The following is a 15,786-nucleotide window of genomic DNA, read 5'->3' on the forward strand; positions in this document are numbered from 1 at the left end:
TTCAGCATCGCACCTGAGCGCAAGGACTTCTGATATGGCTGATCAACTGGACAATCAGGCCACCGTTCAGCCGGTCGCCGTGGCCAGCAGCCTGCGTGATCAGGTCACGACGATAAAGCAAGCGCTGGTGGTATCGCCGGTTCGCAAGTGGTTGCTGTGGACGTCGGTCGGCATCATGGCCGTCATCGTCGCGACATCGATCGGCCAGGTCCTGCTCAATCGCTGGAACCAGCCCTTCTACGATGCGCTGGCGCGCCGCGACATGGCGGCCTTCCTGCACCAGCTCCTTGTCTTTGCCATGATCGCCGGCGGGCTGCTGGTGCTCAATATCGGCCAGACCTGGCTCAACCAGATGATCCGGCTGAAGCTGCGCGAGGCGCTGACGCTGGATCTGATCGACCAGTGGATGCGGCCGGCGCGCGCCTTCCGGCTGGCCAATGCCGGCGCCATCGGCGTCAATCCGGATCAGCGCATGCAGCAGGATGCGGCGCATCTGTCGGACCTGTCGACGGACCTCGGCGTCGGGCTCCTGCAGTCGCTCATCCTGCTTGTGTCCTTCGTCGGCGTGCTGTGGGAACTGTCTTCGGGCTTCGTCTTCCACGTCAACGGCTGGTCGCTGGCCATACCGGGCTACATGGTCTGGGCCGCGTTCCTCTACGCCGGCACCGCCTCCTGGCTGAGCTGGCTGGTCGGGCGCCCGCTCATCAGCCTGAACAGCGACCGCTACACGCGCGAAGCGGAACTGCGCTCCTCGATGGTGCGCGTCAACGAGAACGTCGATGCCATCGCGCTCTACCATGGCGAGGACGATGCCAGGCGGCGGCTCGAACTCGACCTCGGCACGGTGCTGGGCGCCATGCGGCGCATCTATACCGCCCAGATCAACCTGTCCTGGGTGACCGATACCTATGGCTGGATCACCGTCGTGGCGCCGATCCTGGTCGCCTCGCCTGTCTATTTCTCGGGCGATATCAGCTTTGGCGGGCTGATGATGGCGGTCGGCGCCTTCAACCAGGTCCATTCTTCGTTGCGCTGGTTCATCAACAATATCGGCAGCATCGCCGACTGGCGCGCCACGCTCATGCGCGTCGCCGATTTCCGCATCGCGCTCAATGAAACCGATGTGCTGCACGACACCGAAAAGCGCATCACCTTCGACCAAAATGCCAATGGCAGCCTGACCTTCGAGAAGCTCGAAGTGGCCTCGCCGGAGGGCTGCACAAAACTCTCCGACGAACATGTCGAAATCCGCGCCGGCGAGCGCGTCATGATCACCGGCGAGCCGGGCGCCGGCAAGACGCTGTTCTTCCGCGCCATCGCCGGGCTTTGGCCCTGGGGCGGCGGAAAGATCGGCCTGCCGGCGGGAGAAACCCTCATCTTCGTGCCACGTGTCCCGTATTTGCCCGCAGGCACCCTGCGCGAGGTGCTCAATCACGCGAACGGTCATGCGCCCGCGAGCGATGCCGACATTTCGGCGGTGCTGGCCGAGGTTGGCCTTGAACGGCTGTCGTCGTCGCTCGACCGTGTCGGGCGGTGGGACCATGAATTGGGTGATGACGAACAGCGCTTGCTGGGCGTGGCCAGGCTCGCCCTGCGGCGGCCGAAATGGGTGATCATCGACGAAGCGATGGATGCGTTCGATGGACCCGCGCTGCGCCGCGTGCTGGCGATGCTGGAAAAGCACCTGACGGGAGCCACGATCATCAATATCGGGCGCGGCCAGCACAACAATCAGTTCTTTCCGCGTGGTTTGACGATCGTGAAGGATTCCGGTGCGCCGGCGCTGAAGCCCGCCCGTGTCAGGGCCGGGGCCATCGATCCGCCCCCCGCCGTCCGCCGCAAGAAGTAGGCTGTGTCTCCGGCTGCCTGCGCAAAACCTCATTTTGCCGTGATCGCGATGGAAGATTTGCCGGGGAAACGACCCTGGCGCCGCCATGTTTGATGCCTTTCTGATTGCCTGTCTCACCTGCGCGCAGGCTACTCCCATTGCCTCGCCACCGGCGCTGGCCGTCGATGTCGAGCTGGTCCTGGCGGTCGACATCTCGTTGTCGATGGATGAGAAGGAGTTCGCGTTGCAACGCGCCGGCTATGTCGAAGCGCTACGGCATCCCGACTTCATCCGGGCCGTCCGTTCCGGCAATACGGGTCGCATCGCGCTCGCCTATTTCGAATGGGCGGGCACCGTGCGCGATGACGCGATCATCGGCTGGCAGATCATCGACAGCGCGCAAAGCGCCAACAGCTTTGCCGACAAGGTGGCGGCGCGCCCGTTCCGGAGTTTTCGCGGCACCTCGATTTCCACCGCGCTTGCCTTCGGTGCGGGGCTTTTCGACAGGACGAACTTCGCCGGCGAACGCAGCGTCATCGACATATCGGGCGATGGTCCCAACAATATCGGGCCGCCGGTCACCGCGACGCGCGATGCGGCCATCGCCAAAGGCATCGTCATCAACGGCCTGCCGATCCTGATCAACCCGTCGCCGACCTTCAGCCATCTCGACCAGTATTATGCGCAGTGCGTGACCGGCGGGCCTGGCTCCTTCGTGCTGCCGATCCATGCGGCCGCCGAATTTTCCACCGCCATCCGGCGCAAGCTGATCCTTGAAGTGAGCGGCGTTCAGGATAAGGCCAGCATCATCCCCGTCGACGCGGACGCGCCGATCGACTGCCTGAAGGGCGAACGGGACAGGCGGTTCCTGTCGGATCCCTATTTCCCGGAACTCGACCGGTAGGCCTGGCGCCAACTAGGCCGGCCGGGCATCGAACCGGTTGCGAAATTCATTGTAGAGATTGCGGCGCCAACGCCGGCCATAGACGTAACCGTTGACCAACTCCGGCAACGAGTAACCAAGTTCCTTGGAAGACCGGTTGGCCATGTATCCGGCAAACGCCTCGGGCAAACGGCCCCTGAGAATATCGGCTATAAGCTGGCGTGAGATCATGTAAGGAGGAATGTGCGGATAGGCGTGGGCAATATACGGATGCTTGCCCATCAAATTCGCATAGGCTTCGACATAGCCATCGCGCCGTCCCGAAATCGAATTCTCCGAATTGTGTTTCGTCCAGTCGAGATCGCCGGACAGTTGTGCGCCGAAGCGCCGGGCAAGGCGCAGCAGCAATTCCCGATCCTGCATCCGGGTTATATCGCTGTCATAGCCGCCAATGGCCAGCAAGGCCTCGCGACGCGCGGTGATCGCCGAGCCGGCGATAAAGATCGTCTGGGCGACGAGTGTCCGCTCCAGCATCGCCGGATTGATGAAGGCCTCGGGGTTGGTGCAGTTGGTGCTGCGGCCGTTCTTCAAGGACACAAAAGAACTAAGCAGCACCTGAAGGCCAGGGTTGTCTTCGAACCAGGCCAAAGTCCGTTCAAGCCGATGCGGCATGTAGACATCGTCCGAATCGAGAAACGTCACCAGGGGCGTTCGCGCCCGCTCGATGCCGGCATTCCTCGCGGCGTTGGCCCCGCGCCATTTCGCACCGACATAGATCAGACGCGGGTCGTGAACGCGGTCGAGCGCGGCTTCGGTTCCGTCCGTCGAGCCATCGTCGACCACAATGTGCTCAAGCCTCGACATGCTTTGGGACAGCACGCTTTCGACAGCGCGCAACACCTTGTCGCGCCTGTTGTGGGTCGGTGTGATCACCGTGATGAGGGGAGCCGCATCCAAGGCTTTGGCCACTCAGCTATGCCCGACGTAAAAAGGGATGTATTCCGGCTCGTCCCGGACCAGACCAAGCGCCATGGCCATCTGGGCGACGAACACCAGCGTGCAAAAGGCCATGCCGACGATCAGGGCAAACGGAATCTGCCAGATTGGCATGCCGAGTCGTGCCGCATGCGCAAGGATGCGGCCGCCCACCCGGCGCGATGTCGAAAACCAGCGCCTTGCCGCCTTGACCACCCGTGCGGTTCGCGACGGCGATTCCAGCGCCACATATTTGCGGTCCGCATCGCGACCGGTGACGAGCGCGCGCCAGAAGAAAAAACGCCAGCCGCGCGGAGGATAATGGCTGGCCCGGGCATCGACCCTGACGAAGTCATGTCCGCTTTCCTGCAACTGGCTGGTAAGCAACGTGCAGGAAACCTTGAAACCATTGCTGGCCGGATAGGGATGGCTGGCCAACCAACTTCTGCGAAAGGCACAATTGTTGGCGTTCATTGCACGTCTGGAGGCGAAACGCTGATCCCCGTCGCGCAGCGGGAAGAACCACAGCAGTGCAAAGGTGCGCGAGGCGAAATCGTCATGGCCGAGATAGGTGTAGCCGCTCACGGCCATCGTCTTCGGGTCCTGTAGCGGTTCAAGGAGCGCCGACAGCCAGCCGCTCTCCATAACCGTGTCGGAATCGCAGAAAACCACGATGTCGCCCGTGGCCAATCCAACGCCCGCGTTCTTGATCTCATAGTATCGGCTGCCGGTGCTGGCGCTGAAGACCAGATTGGCGACAGCGCCAAGCCGCGGGACAAGCTTGGCGACACGCTGCTGGAGGAGCGGCGTCTCGGTATTCTCTCCGCTGTGAACGACAATAACCTCCGGCTTGGGGTGCTGATCGTCAGTCGTTGCGGCCTCTATTTCCCGCGCCAAGGCGCGGAATGAAGCGCCGATCTCATCTTCATTGATGGATTGGGCATTTTCCATTTCGACTACGATTGAATAGGTCTGGGATTTGCGTTCCATGCCCCGCCCAAGCATTACGTTCGGCGCGACGCTACAAAGACCATCTTCACATGTCATCCAAAGACGCGAAATCCGGCTGGTCTGAGACGCCGATTTTGGGCCTCCGCGCCCCAATAGCAACACCCTGGCAAGTCTGAGGGGATGCGGTTCCGCTCGCGCTCAAGCGCTGATTCGTGCACAGCATCGATGTTGGCCTATTACCTCAGGCGTAATCGAGTCTCGTCACCTCCCTTGGCAATTTGCAGCCATGAGACCGGCAAATCGGCCGCTCGACAAGGGAGTTACGTCATGACCGCTTACGCCGTTGCCCATATGCGCCAAGTCAGGATGGGCCCGCAGATCGTCGAATATCTGCACAGGATCGATGCCACGCTGGAACCTTTCGGCGGCCGCTTCCTGGTCCATGGTGGTGATGTCGAGGTGATCGAGAACGATTGGCCGGGCAACCTCATCATCATCGAATTTCCCGACCGGCGGCAGATGCACCGGTGGTATGATTCGCCCGCCTATCAGGCAATATTGGCCCTGCGCACGGACAATTCCCAATCCGATGTGGTGTTCGCCGACGGTGTCGAGCACCCGCACAAGGCCACGGATGTCCTGGGCTAGACGTTCCGTGCCTTACCGCTTCAGCAAGAACACCGCTTGCTGGCCGAAGAAATTCCAGAACCACCAGGGCATCGACAGGCCGATCTTCTGGCCGGCTGCGTCGAGCGCGGTCGCCTTTTCCACCGTCGCGCCAAGCTCATCGCACAGGTTGACGAAGTCGCGGATGGTGCAGAAATGGATGTTGGGCGTGTCGTACCAGGAATAGGGCAGGTCCTGGGTCACCGGCATGCGGCCCTTGACGAACAACGACAGGCGCACGCGCCAATGGCCGAAATTGGGGAAAGAGACGATCGCCCTGTTGCCGATCCTGAGCAGTTCGTCGAGCACCAGTTTCGGGTTGCGGGTCGCCTGCAAGGTCTGCGACAGGACGACGAAGTCAAAACCCTTGTCGGGATAGAATTCGAGATCCTTGTCGGCATCGCCCTGGATGACAGAGAGGCCGCGCGCCACGCATTCGTTGACGCCGCGCTGCGACAGTTCAAGCCCGCGCCCGTCGACCTGTTTGGTTTCCTGCAGCAATTCAAGCAAGGAGCCGTCGCCCGAACCGACGTCGAGGACGCGCGACTGTGGTGGAATGAGGTTGGCGACGACCTCGAGGTCGACGCGCTGGCTGCCGTTGACGCTCATGACGCCACCTCCTGTGTGGCGCATGATCCCGATCCTGAAAGTCTGCAACTTTGCGGGGTCATGCGCTTAGCCCTCTGGCGCGGGCCGCGGAGCCGATGAAGCCGTTGATGGCGGCGAACAGTTCCGGCTCGTCGAGCAGGAAGGCGTCGTGGCCGCGATCGGTCTCGATCTCGACGAAGGATACCGAGGCGCCGGCGGCGTTGAGCGCGTGCACGATGGAGCGGCTCTCCTCGGTCGGAAACAGCCAGTCCGACGTGAACGACACAAGGCAGAAACGGGTCTTGGTGCCGGCAAAGGCATCCGCCAGCCTGCCGCCATGATCGGCGGCGAGGTCGAAATAGTCCATCGACCGCGTCATGTAGAGATAGGAGTTGGCGTCGAATCGGTCGACGAAGGTCATGCCCTGGTGGCGCAGATAGCTTTCGATCTGGAAGTCGGCGTCGAAGCCGAAAGTCAGGTGGTCGCGATCCTGCAGATTGCGGCCGAATTTACGGTGCAGGGCGGCTTCCGAGAGATAGGTGATGTGGGCCGCCATGCGCGCCACCGCCAGGCCCTTTTCCGGGCGCTTGCCATGCTCGAAATATTTGCCACCATGCCAGTCTGGATCGGCCATGACGGCTTGCCGGCCGACCTCGTGGAAGGCGATGTTCTGCGAGGAATGGCGGGCACCCGTGGCGATCGGCAGCGCCGAAAAGACGCGCTCGGGATAGCTCGACGCCCATTCCAGCACCTGCATGCCGCCCATCGAGCCGCCGAGCACGCAGAACAGTTTATCGATGCCGAAATGGTCGATCAGCATCTTCTGCGCGCGCACCATGTCGCGAATGGTGATGACAGGCAGGTCGAGCCCATAGGGCTTGCCGGTGACGGGATTGGTCGAGGCCGGACCGGTGGAGCCCAGGCAACCGCCGATGACGTTGGAGCAGATGACGAAGAAACGGTTGGTGTCGATGATCCTGCCGGGGCCGATCAGCACTTCCCACCAGCCCGGCTTGCCGGTCACCGGGTTGGTGTTGGCGACATGCTGGTCGCCGGTCAGCGCATGGCAGACGAGAATGGCATTGGAGCGGGCATCGTTCAACGTGCCATAGGTCTGGTAGGCGATCTGGAACGGCGACAAAAGCGTGCCGGCGTCGAGCTTGAGTGGCTGGTCGGGCCCGAAGCGCAACACCGGGCTCGACGGTTGGTCGGCCTCGTTGTTGGTCTTTCCTGCACGCAGAGCGGCCATTCACGTACTCACTTGCTGCATCGTGCCCAACGAAAAATCGCTGCCGATGCGTTTTGTCCGGCCGGCCGCGGACAATAAAAAACCGGCATTGCCATTCGCAAAGCCGGTTACGTCACGCAAACGGCCCTTTAGCGAATTGTTTAACGTGGCTGCAAGCCGACCGGCCAAATCACCACGGAACTGTCACCGTCCTTCTAGAACTCGCCCGCCTCGCCGTCAATGCCGGAAGGCTGGGCCGGAGGCTGGGCCGGCTGCTGGCCCCACCGCCGCCTCTCGACATTGCCGGCCATGGCTTGTATTTCCGCTGCAGCCTCCGGATGGAGGCATTTTCGACGGATTTTGCAAAAAATGAACCAGACACCGGATCAGGCACGTCCAACCCCGCGCGCGGGCATCATGGACATAGACGCCTATGTGCCCGGCAAGAGCACGGCGCCGGCCGGTGTCGCCAAGGTCTACAAGCTGTCGTCGAACGAGAACCCGCTCGGTCCGTCACCGAAGGCCATCGAAGCCGCCCGCGACGTCGCCGCCAAACTCGACATCTATCCCGACGGCACCGCCAGGCGGCTACGCGAGGCGATCGCCGAGGTGCATGGCCTCAACGCGCAGAACATCATCTGTTCCAACGGCTCCGACGAAATCCTCGGCCTGTTGGCGCAGACCTATCTGGCGCCAGGCGATGAGGCCATATTCACCGAACACGCCTTCATGGTCTACAAGATCTACATCCAGTCGGCGGGTGCCGCGCCGATCGCGGTCAAGGAGACCGACGAGCGCGCCGACATCGATGCGATGCTGGCCGCCGTCACGCCGAGAACCAAGATCGTGTTCCTCGCCAATCCCAACAATCCAACCGGCACCTATGTGTCGTTCCAGGAGGTGCGTCGCCTGCATGCCGGCCTGCCCAAACATGTGCTGCTGGTGCTCGACGCGGCCTATGCCGAATATGTCCGCCGCAACGATTACGAAGCCGGCATCGAGCTGGTCGGCAGCGCGGAGAACGTGGTGATGACGCGCACCTTCTCCAAGATCGGCCTTGGCGGAGCGCGGATCGGCTGGATGTACGGGCCGATGCACATCGTCGACGCCATCAATCGCGTGCGTGGTCCCTTCAACGTCAATGCGACGGCGATCGAGGCCGGCATCGCCGCGATCCGCGACCGCGCCCATGTCGAGCGCAGCGTGTCGCATAACGAGACCTGGCTCACCTGGCTGAGCGCGGAGATGACCGGGCTTGGGCTGCGGGTGACGCCCAGCGTCGGCAATTTCCTCCTCATTCATTTTCCAGACGACCAGAAGCATTCGGCGGCGGCGGCGGACGATTACCTGACAGCGCGCGGCTACATATTGCGGCGCGTTTCCGGCTACGGCTTTCCCAACGCGCTGCGCATGACCGTTGGCACCGAAGAGGCCAATCGCGGCGTCGTCGCCGCGCTCACGACATTCCTGAAAAGCTAGAACGCCCGAAAGCTCTAACGCCATGACATCACCGATGTTTGAGAAGATCGCGCTGGTCGGCATCGGCCTGATCGGCTCGTCGCTGGCCCGCGTCATCCGCCGCGAGGGCCTTGCCGGCCACGTTGCCATCTCGACCCGCAGCGCGGCGACGCTGGCGCGGGCGCAGGAGCTTGGGCTGGGTGATTCCTATACGACCGACGCCAAGGAAGCGGTCCGCGACGCCGATCTGATCATCGTCTCGGTGCCGGTCGGTTCGTCCGGCGCGGTGGCGCAGGAGATCGCGCCGGCGCTGAAGAAGGGCGCGATCCTCACCGATGTCGGCTCGACCAAGGCCTCGGTCATCGCGCAGATGCAGCCGCATGTGCCTGACGGCGTGTATTTCATTCCCGGCCATCCGCTGGCGGGTACCGAGAAATCCGGACCGGATGCCGGTTTCGCCGACCTGTTCGACAATCGCTGGTGTATCTTCACGCCGCTGCCAGGCACCGATCCGGGCGCTCTGGAAAGGCTGTCGGAATTCTGGCGCCGCTGCGGCGCCAACATCGACACGATGGACCCGCAGCATCACGACATGACGCTCGCCATCGTTTCGCATTTGCCGCACATCATTGCCTACAACATCGTCGGCACCGCCGACGATCTGGAATCGGTGACCAAGACGGAAGTGATCAAATATTCCGCCTCCGGCTTTCGCGACTTCACGCGCCTGGCCGCCTCCGACCCGACCATGTGGCGGGACGTGTGCCTGCACAACAAGGACGCCATCCTCGAAATGCTGGCGCGGTTCTCGGAAGACCTGGCATTCCTGCAGCGGGCGATCCGCTGGGGCGACGGCGACAAGCTGTTCGACCTATTCACCCGCACCCGCGCGGTGCGCCGCTCGATCATCGAGGCGGGCCAGGACATTGATGTGCCCGATTTCGGCCGTCAGGCGATCGAGCACCCGTCGAAGAATTAGGCTGTTTCAGGCCATGTCGCCGCGACCATGGCCAGTGTCTCGGCCCGGTCCGGCGCACCGAGCCTGCCGCCGAAGCGCAGGCACTTGAGCGCGGCGGCGGCACTCGCAAAACGCATGGCCTGTTCGACCGGCATGGCTTCCGCCAGCCCGACGGCAAAGGCGCCGTGAAAGACATCGCCGGCGGCGAGCGTGTCGACCGCCTTGAACCTAGGCGCCGCGACATGGCGGGATGATCCCGCCGCGCGATCGAACCACCACGTGCCCGCCGCGCCGCCGGTGACCGCGACGAGGGCATCGGTGCGGGAGGCGAGGTCAGTGCAGGCGCGCCCCAGGTCCAGCGCCTGGCCGCATATGATGCGGACTGCCGGCTCCGAGGCAACGATGTGAGAAGCCAGCGGCAACAGCCGCTCCAGCACCGCCAGCGGCGCGGTATCGGCGTCGAGAATCGCAGGCCGGCCGGCGGCGCGTGCCGTCTTCAGGGCAAGGGCCGCCGCACCCGGCCAGCGCACGTCGGCCAGCACGGCATCGAATGCCGCGATGTCGGCGAAAGGCAAAGAATCGGGATCGGTCTGCGCCAAGCTGTCATAGAAAGGCACGATGATGCGTTCGCCATGGGCGTCGACCAGGATCGATGCCAGCGCCGAGCGGGCGCCGCTGACGCGGCGCACGTAGCTGCAGTCGACGCCTTCGGCCTCGATCCCGGCAATCAGTTGATCGCCGACCGGATCATCGCCGGCACTTGCCCACAGCGACACGTCGGCGCCCAGGCGATGCGCGGCGCAGGCAGCGCTGGTGGCCATGCCAGAAGCGATCTGGACGCCGTCGGAGGCGATGAATTTTCCCTGATGCGCGGGCAGTGTCTCGACACGCAGGATCGTATCCAGCGTCAGCGCGCCGACACTCAGGAGCCTGGCTGGTCTTGCCATGGCAGCGCTATTGAACCGGCTTGATCTTGCCGAGCGGGATGAAGCCGAGCGAGGCCTTGCCCTTGACCACCTTCAGCGGCATCGATGGTTCGCTGCCAAGCAGCTCCAAAGCGGCAAAACCCTGTTCGACCGCGTTCTTCTGCTCGGGTATGGCGCCGGCAAGGATAGATGCGACAGCCTTCGGATCCTTGATCCTGATCATCAGGTCGGCGTCGACAAGGCCTTCGGCATCGACCGACAACAGCCCGGAAACGGTAACCCTCGCCGTGCCCGACGACAAATTGAGGTTGCGAATATCGACCCTCTGGCCGCGCAGGCTCTTCACCTGCGTTCCGATCAATGCGACGCCGTTCTTCAGCGTGGCATCGCCGCTGGCATCGAGCGCCGGCAGCACGCGCCCGCCGATCGCATCCGGGTCGATCTCCAGATCGGTGAAGCTGCCGACATAGTCGAGATCCACGCCGTTCGGCTGCAACTGGCCGGCTGCCCTGCCGGCGCTGAACAATTCCACCGGATCGGTGTCGTCGGCCGGATCGGTCTGGCCGGACAGGCCCTCCGCCTGCAGCGCAATGCGCCGCGGCAGCGGCCATGACAGTTTCACGTTGGCCTGCAGATTGTCCCAGTCGATCCACAGCGGCACCATGCCGGGGACTGAGGTCCTGAGCGGGCCGCGCAGATCGGCGACCGGCGACAAAGGCTGGATGATCTGGGCGACGGCATTGAAGGAGCCGGCCGAGGCCGCGATGTTCTTGGCATCGTCCTCATACGCCAGATTGTCGCAAGAAACGGCAAAGCTCAGGGGATAGCCGCTGACCTGGAGATTGGCGCAGCCGGCTTGGATGCCGCTCTTGTTGAGCGTGGCAACCGCCTTGTCGGCTTCAGCCCTGACCCTGCTGGCCAGGTAGAACCAGCCGCCGCTGTAGATGGCAAACAGCACAATGACGAACGTCACAAGCCAGAAGAGGCCGCGACGGGACTTTGGTTGGCGTTCGTCACTTGACGTCATGCTTTGGCTCTCATTAACGCATGGGTATTGGCGGACGGACCTTCGATTCCGACAACAGTGGGCAGACAGAGACGAATAGGTAGCCGGGGACGGTTGGAAAAAACACCGGTTTCCGGTGCGGTGTTGCCATTCTTTTTGCAATCAGGCGCGGCGATATGGGCGATTTTTGGGTGTTTGGCTACGGTTCGCTGATCTGGCGGCCGGGTTTCGCGCATATCGAGACACGCCGCGCCCAGCTGCACGGCTACCGCCGCTCGCTCTGCGTCTATTCCTTCGTGCACCGCGGCACGCGCCAGCGGCCCGGATTGGTGCTCGGCCTCGACCATGGCGGCTCCTGCGTCGGCCTGGCTTTCCGTGTGCCCGGGGAATTGCGCGACGAGGTCATCGCCTATCTGCGCGAGCGTGAACTCGTCACATCAGTCTATCTCGAACGCACCCTCAAGGTCCGGCTCGACGGCGGCGGTACGGTCGAAGCCGTGGCCTACATCGTCGACCGCAAACATGAGCAATATGCCGGCGCGCTGGACACGGCGGACGCGGCGGCGGTGGTGCGCGGCGCGGTCGGCCAATCCGGTAACAATGAGGATTATGTTCTCAGCACACTGAAGCATCTTGAAGCACTTGGCATCCGCGACCATTGGCTGGAGGAGGTGGCGCGGGGGATAGCGCCTTTGTGAAGCGCTGGCTCTGCGGAAAAAGCGACCAGGCCTTTGATCTCGGCGAGGCAAGACCTAGGTTAGGTTCCGAACCCAGCCAGCGGGCGGCGTCCGCCCGGTCTTAATCATCACGGAGATTCGTCTTGCAGAAACGCCGTCTCGGTCGCACCGACCTGTCCATCGCGCCGCTGGTTCTGGGCGGCAACGTCTTCGGCTGGACCGCCGACGAGAAGACCTCGTTCGACCTGCTTGATCGCTTCGTCGGCGGCGGACTCAACGCGATCGATACCGCGGACGCCTATTCGCGCTGGGTGCCGGGCAACCAGGGCGGTGAATCGGAAACCATCATCGGCAAATGGATGAAGGATCGTGGCAACCGCGACAAGGTCGTGGTGATCACCAAGGTCGGCTCGGATATGGGGCAGGGCCACAAGGATCTGTCCGCCGCCTATATCGAGAAGGCTGTCGAAGCCTCGCTGAAGCGGCTGCAAACCGATGTCATCGACCTCTATCTGTCACATTGGCCGGATCCGGCCACGCCCTACGAGGAAACCCTTGGCGCCTACGAGAAGCTGCTTGCCAAGGGCAAGGTCCGCCATGTCGGCTGCTCGAACCTCGACGCCGGCCAGTTGCGCGCCGCACTCGATGTGGCGAGCCTGCGCAGCCTGCCGCGCTACGAAGTGCTGCAGCCGGAATACAATCTCTACGATCGGTCCTCCTTCGACGGGCCGTTGCGCGATCTGTGCGTGGCCGAGGATATCGGCGTCATCACCTATTTCAGCCTGGCCAAGGGATTCCTAAGCGGCAAATACCGCAGCGAAGCCGATCTTGGCCAAAGCGAGCGCGGCGAAGATGTCGGCAGTTATCTAAACCCGAGGGGCATGCGCATTCTTGCCGCCCTGGACGCGGTATCGGCCAGGCATTCCGCGAAGCAGGCGGAAGTCGCCCTTGCCTGGGTTATCGCGCGGCCAGGCGTTACCGCACCGATCGCCAGCGCCACCAAGCCGAGCCAGATGGACAGTTTGATCAAGGCTGCGTCGCTGAAATTGACCGCCGGTGACATGGCCGAGCTCGACAAGGCGAGTGGCTGAAGCTTCCAGCCGCTCTCCACGCACGAACGTCCAAGACCACGCTCCTGTCCTGCCATAGCGTCCTGTGCTCGTGGCAAGACAGAGAGCGCAATGACGGAGCCGCTTCTTTCGCAACCGGAGTTTTGGCGACCGCTGCTCGCTCTGGTGCTTGCAGCGACCGTCGTCATGGGCAGCCCGGGGCCGGCAACGATAAGCGTTACCGCTGTTGGCGCGGCCTTCGGCCTGCGCGATTCGCTGCGCTATGCCTGCGGGATCGTGCTGGGCACGGTCGCCGTGCTGCTGGTCGTGGCGACAGGGGTCACGGCGGCGCTATCCTCGATGCCGAGGCTGGCGCCGGTGCTGGTTGTCGCGTCCGCCGCCTACATCCTCTATCTCGCCTTCAAGATTGCCACCGCACCGCCGCTGGCGGCACGCGCGGCCGAGGCTTCACGCCCGACATGGCTGGCCGGTTTTCTGCTGGCTGTCGCCAACCCCAAAGCCTACGTGGCGATCGCCGCTGTCTTTGCCGGCGCCTCGTCGAAGCAGGGTGCGGCAGAGCTTGGTCCATGGCTGAAGCTGGCGGTTCTGGCAGGGATGATCGTTGTCATCCACGCAGTGTGGCTTCTCGCCGGTGCGGCGTTCGCGCGCTTCCTGCGCAAGCCCGTTACTTCCCGGATCATCAACCTGGTTTTTGCCGCCACGCTGGTGCTGACCACGGTGCTGGCTGTTTACGGCTGATTGCCCGGCCGGACGGCCTTCACGGCTTCGCGCCGAGCTCCCGCAGCCGCTTCACCGCCGTTGGCGGCAGGGCCGGCGGGTTGGGTGCGCGCGATGCCTCGACGAGAAGCTGATCGCAGGCGGCTTCCGTCTCGCCGATCAGCCGCGCCATGAACTCGTCCTTGCCGAGGCCCGGCGGAATCGGCGGCAGGAAACGCGCCTTGATGGTGCCGGGATAGCGCAGGAACTTGCGGCGCGGCCAATAGAGGCCGGCGACATGGGCGACCGGCACCACCGGAACGCCAAGCTGCGCGTAGATTTCGACGATGCCGTATTTGTAGGCCGGCTCGTCGCCCGGCGCCCGGCGCGTGCCCTCGGGATAGATGATCAGCTGGCGCGGATTACGTGCCATCTCTTCCTTGGTCGCCGCGACCACCGCCTTCAGGGCCTTGGAGCGGCTGCCGCGATCGACCGGGATCATGCGCATCTTCATGATGTACCAGCCGAAGAACGGGATCCAGGTCAACTCGCGCTTGAGGATGTAGAGCGGGTCCCGGAGGAAAGGAAAGAAGGCGATGGCGTCCCAGAACGACTGGTGCTTGGGCGCCAGGATGAAGGAGCCCTCGGGCAGGTGTTCCTGCCCGGTGATGTCGTTCTTCGTTCCGGCGATCTTGTCATAGAGCCACATGCAGCTGCGCGACCAGAATTTCGGCACGAACCAGGCGCGGTGGCGGGGCGACAGGAAATAGTATGGGGTCCAGAGGATCATCTGGACGATCAGATTGACGTAGAAGACGAAGTTGAACGCCAGCGATCTGACATAGAGCATGGGGGAGGTCCGGTGAGGAGGTGTGCGTTGGTTACACCAAGCAGCGGCAAAAAGGAAACAGGGCGATGCGGCTCATTACTACCAGGTCGCCTGCGCCAGACGTTCCCTGAGGCGTGGGGCGGCAAAGTCGAGGAAGGCGCGCAGTTTCACCGGCAGCCGGCCCTGGCCGGCATGCACCAGGTTTACCGGCCATGGCTCTGGCTCGAAATCCCTGAGCACAGGCCGCAACGTTCCTGAGCGTACAGCGGCAACGATCTGGTAGGAAAGCACGCGCGTCATCCCGACACCGGCAATAGCGGCATCGATCGCCGCCTCCGCGGTGTTGACCCGGAGCCTTGAGCCGACCGGGACAGGAACGTCAGCTTTTTCCACCGCGAAGGTCCAAGTGGCGAGTGAGCCGAGGCCCTCGAAGGTGATGCAGCTGTGCGTCTCGAGATCGCCTGGGGTCTTCGGCGTGCCATGCTCGGCCAGATAGGCGGGGCTCGCGCAGACAACATGACGGATAGAACCGAGACCGATGGCGACCATGCGCGAGTCCGGCAGCCGGCCTATGCGGATGGCGAGGTCGATATGGTCCTCGGCCAACTGGGCTATCCTGTCGCCAAGCGTCAGGCGGATGTCCACTTGCGGGTAGGCGGCGAGGAACGCGGTGACGATCGGCAGCACGTGATGTCGGCCGAAGACGATCGGCGCGGTGATGATCAGTTCGCCGGTCGGGGCGCTGTATTCGCCGCCGGCGACGCGTTCGGCCTCGCCGACGTCGTCGAGAATGCGGCGGCAGGCGGCAAGGTAGGCGTCGCCCGCGTCGGTCAGTGTCAGCCGGCGTGTCGAGCGGTTCAGCAGACGTGTCTGGAGATGCCGTTCCAGATCCGAGACCTTGCGGCTGACGGTCGCAAGCGGAACGCCCGAACGGCGTGCGGCGGCGGAAAGGCTACCGGCCTCCACCGTCGCGACGAAAAGGGACATGGCCTCGAGGCGATCCATCATTTCTTCCAGAAATTGGAAGGATTGATTGCAAATATGCCA

16 protein-coding genes and 1 riboswitch are annotated in these 15,786 nt (G+C 63.4%); of the genes, 8 read left to right on the plus strand and 8 right to left on the minus strand.

Annotated features, from left to right (window positions below; translation table 11 throughout):
- Positions 1-34: 34 nt before the first annotated feature.
- Positions 35-1,849, plus strand: coding sequence for an ABC transporter ATP-binding protein/permease (locus MesoLj_RS09005; protein WP_202325782.1), 1,815 nt, complete (start codon positions 35-37; stop codon positions 1,847-1,849).
- A gap of 85 nt (positions 1,850-1,934) precedes the next feature.
- On the plus strand, positions 1,935-2,732 hold the full coding sequence (locus MesoLj_RS09010) for a DUF1194 domain-containing protein (RefSeq protein ID WP_202325783.1): 798 nt from the start codon (positions 1,935-1,937) through the stop codon (positions 2,730-2,732).
- 12 nt (positions 2,733-2,744) lie between these two features.
- Here the strand turns inward: MesoLj_RS09010 and MesoLj_RS09015 are convergent, their stop codons facing one another.
- Both MesoLj_RS09015 and MesoLj_RS09020 read right to left on the minus strand, forming a co-directional pair.
- A complete protein-coding gene (locus MesoLj_RS09015; protein WP_202325784.1) occupies positions 2,745-3,680 on the minus strand; it encodes a glycosyltransferase family 2 protein in 936 nt (311 codons plus the stop codon).
- On the minus strand, positions 3,681-4,799 hold the full coding sequence (locus MesoLj_RS09020; protein WP_244735332.1) for a glycosyltransferase family 2 protein: 1,119 nt from the start codon (positions 4,797-4,799) through the stop codon (positions 3,681-3,683).
- A gap of 165 nt (positions 4,800-4,964) precedes the next feature.
- On the opposite strand from MesoLj_RS09020, the gene MesoLj_RS09025 reads away from it, so the two are divergent.
- Entirely contained in the window at positions 4,965-5,285 is a 321-nt protein-coding gene (locus MesoLj_RS09025) for a DUF1330 domain-containing protein (RefSeq protein WP_202325785.1), read from the plus strand.
- A 12-nt stretch (positions 5,286-5,297) separates the two neighbouring features.
- On the opposite strand, the gene metW is transcribed toward MesoLj_RS09025, so the two are convergent.
- Both metW and metX read right to left on the minus strand, forming a co-directional pair.
- Complete coding sequence (gene metW / locus MesoLj_RS09030; protein WP_140772803.1) at positions 5,298-5,912, minus strand: methionine biosynthesis protein MetW; 615 nt, start codon at positions 5,910-5,912, stop codon at positions 5,298-5,300.
- A gap of 58 nt (positions 5,913-5,970) precedes the next feature.
- Complete coding sequence (gene metX, locus MesoLj_RS09035) at positions 5,971-7,140, minus strand: homoserine O-acetyltransferase MetX (RefSeq protein WP_202325786.1); 1,170 nt, start codon at positions 7,138-7,140, stop codon at positions 5,971-5,973.
- Between the two features lie 108 nt (positions 7,141-7,248).
- Positions 7,249-7,326: riboswitch (SAM riboswitch) on the minus strand.
- Between the two features lie 162 nt (positions 7,327-7,488).
- Here metX and hisC point away from each other — a divergent pair.
- The gene (gene hisC / locus MesoLj_RS09040) at positions 7,489-8,598 is read left to right on the plus strand and encodes a histidinol-phosphate transaminase (protein WP_202325787.1); all 1,110 of its coding nucleotides are present in this window, start codon (positions 7,489-7,491) and stop codon (positions 8,596-8,598) included.
- A gap of 22 nt (positions 8,599-8,620) precedes the next feature.
- The gene (locus tag MesoLj_RS09045; protein WP_181179823.1) at positions 8,621-9,556 is read left to right on the plus strand and encodes a prephenate/arogenate dehydrogenase family protein; all 936 of its coding nucleotides are present in this window, start codon (positions 8,621-8,623) and stop codon (positions 9,554-9,556) included.
- Here the strand turns inward: MesoLj_RS09045 and MesoLj_RS09050 are convergent.
- A complete protein-coding gene (locus MesoLj_RS09050; RefSeq protein ID WP_202325788.1) occupies positions 9,553-10,482 on the minus strand; it encodes a sugar kinase in 930 nt (309 codons plus the stop codon). The genes MesoLj_RS09045 and MesoLj_RS09050 overlap by 4 nt on opposite strands.
- 7 nt (positions 10,483-10,489) lie before the next feature.
- On the minus strand, positions 10,490-11,488 hold the full coding sequence (locus tag MesoLj_RS09055; RefSeq protein WP_202325789.1) for a DUF2125 domain-containing protein: 999 nt from the start codon (positions 11,486-11,488) through the stop codon (positions 10,490-10,492).
- A gap of 155 nt (positions 11,489-11,643) precedes the next feature.
- Here MesoLj_RS09055 and MesoLj_RS09060 point away from each other — a divergent pair, with 155 nt between their 5' ends.
- From MesoLj_RS09060 to MesoLj_RS09070, 3 genes are all read left to right on the plus strand, one after another.
- On the plus strand, positions 11,644-12,165 hold the full coding sequence (locus MesoLj_RS09060) for a gamma-glutamylcyclotransferase (protein ID WP_202325790.1): 522 nt from the start codon (positions 11,644-11,646) through the stop codon (positions 12,163-12,165).
- Between the two features lie 122 nt (positions 12,166-12,287).
- Positions 12,288-13,235, plus strand: a complete 948-nt coding sequence (locus tag MesoLj_RS09065) for an aldo/keto reductase (protein ID WP_140772364.1) — start codon at positions 12,288-12,290, stop codon at positions 13,233-13,235.
- A gap of 90 nt (positions 13,236-13,325) precedes the next feature.
- Positions 13,326-13,952 (plus strand): LysE family translocator, encoded by a 627-nt coding sequence (locus MesoLj_RS09070; RefSeq protein WP_140772362.1) that lies wholly within the window; start codon positions 13,326-13,328, stop codon positions 13,950-13,952.
- 19 nt (positions 13,953-13,971) lie between these two features.
- Here MesoLj_RS09070 and MesoLj_RS09075 read toward each other — a convergent pair whose 3' ends face one another.
- Positions 13,972-14,760, minus strand: a complete 789-nt coding sequence (locus tag MesoLj_RS09075; protein WP_202325791.1) for a lysophospholipid acyltransferase family protein — start codon at positions 14,758-14,760, stop codon at positions 13,972-13,974.
- A 78-nt stretch (positions 14,761-14,838) separates the two neighbouring features.
- Positions 14,839-15,744, minus strand: coding sequence for a LysR family transcriptional regulator (locus tag MesoLj_RS09080; RefSeq protein ID WP_202325792.1), 906 nt, complete (start codon positions 15,742-15,744; stop codon positions 14,839-14,841).
- Positions 15,745-15,786 lie beyond the last annotated feature (42 nt).

This window comes from Mesorhizobium sp. 113-3-9, assembly GCF_016756515.1.
GTDB lineage: Bacteria > Pseudomonadota > Alphaproteobacteria > Rhizobiales > Rhizobiaceae > Mesorhizobium.

Coding starts and splice junctions, on each gene's coding strand:
- MesoLj_RS09005 (WP_202325782.1), top strand. CDS start 35: ATGGCTGATCAACTGGACAATCAGGCCACCGTTCAGCCGGTCGCCGTG.
- MesoLj_RS09010 (WP_202325783.1), top strand. CDS start 1,935: ATGTTTGATGCCTTTCTGATTGCCTGTCTCACCTGCGCGCAGGCTACT.
- MesoLj_RS09025 (WP_202325785.1), top strand. CDS start 4,965: ATGACCGCTTACGCCGTTGCCCATATGCGCCAAGTCAGGATGGGCCCG.
- metW (WP_140772803.1), bottom strand. CDS start 5,912: ATGAGCGTCAACGGCAGCCAGCGCGTCGACCTCGAGGTCGTCGCCAAC.
- metX (WP_202325786.1), bottom strand. CDS start 7,140: ATGGCCGCTCTGCGTGCAGGAAAGACCAACAACGAGGCCGACCAACCG.
- hisC (WP_202325787.1), top strand. CDS start 7,489: ATGAACCAGACACCGGATCAGGCACGTCCAACCCCGCGCGCGGGCATC.
- MesoLj_RS09045 (WP_181179823.1), top strand. CDS start 8,621: ATGACATCACCGATGTTTGAGAAGATCGCGCTGGTCGGCATCGGCCTG.
- MesoLj_RS09050 (WP_202325788.1), bottom strand. CDS start 10,482: ATGGCAAGACCAGCCAGGCTCCTGAGTGTCGGCGCGCTGACGCTGGAT.
- MesoLj_RS09055 (WP_202325789.1), bottom strand. CDS start 11,488: ATGACGTCAAGTGACGAACGCCAACCAAAGTCCCGTCGCGGCCTCTTC.
- MesoLj_RS09060 (WP_202325790.1), top strand. CDS start 11,644: ATGGGCGATTTTTGGGTGTTTGGCTACGGTTCGCTGATCTGGCGGCCG.
- MesoLj_RS09070 (WP_140772362.1), top strand. CDS start 13,326: ATGACGGAGCCGCTTCTTTCGCAACCGGAGTTTTGGCGACCGCTGCTC.
- MesoLj_RS09075 (WP_202325791.1), bottom strand. CDS start 14,760: ATGCTCTATGTCAGATCGCTGGCGTTCAACTTCGTCTTCTACGTCAAT.
- MesoLj_RS09080 (WP_202325792.1), bottom strand. CDS start 15,744: ATGGATCGCCTCGAGGCCATGTCCCTTTTCGTCGCGACGGTGGAGGCC.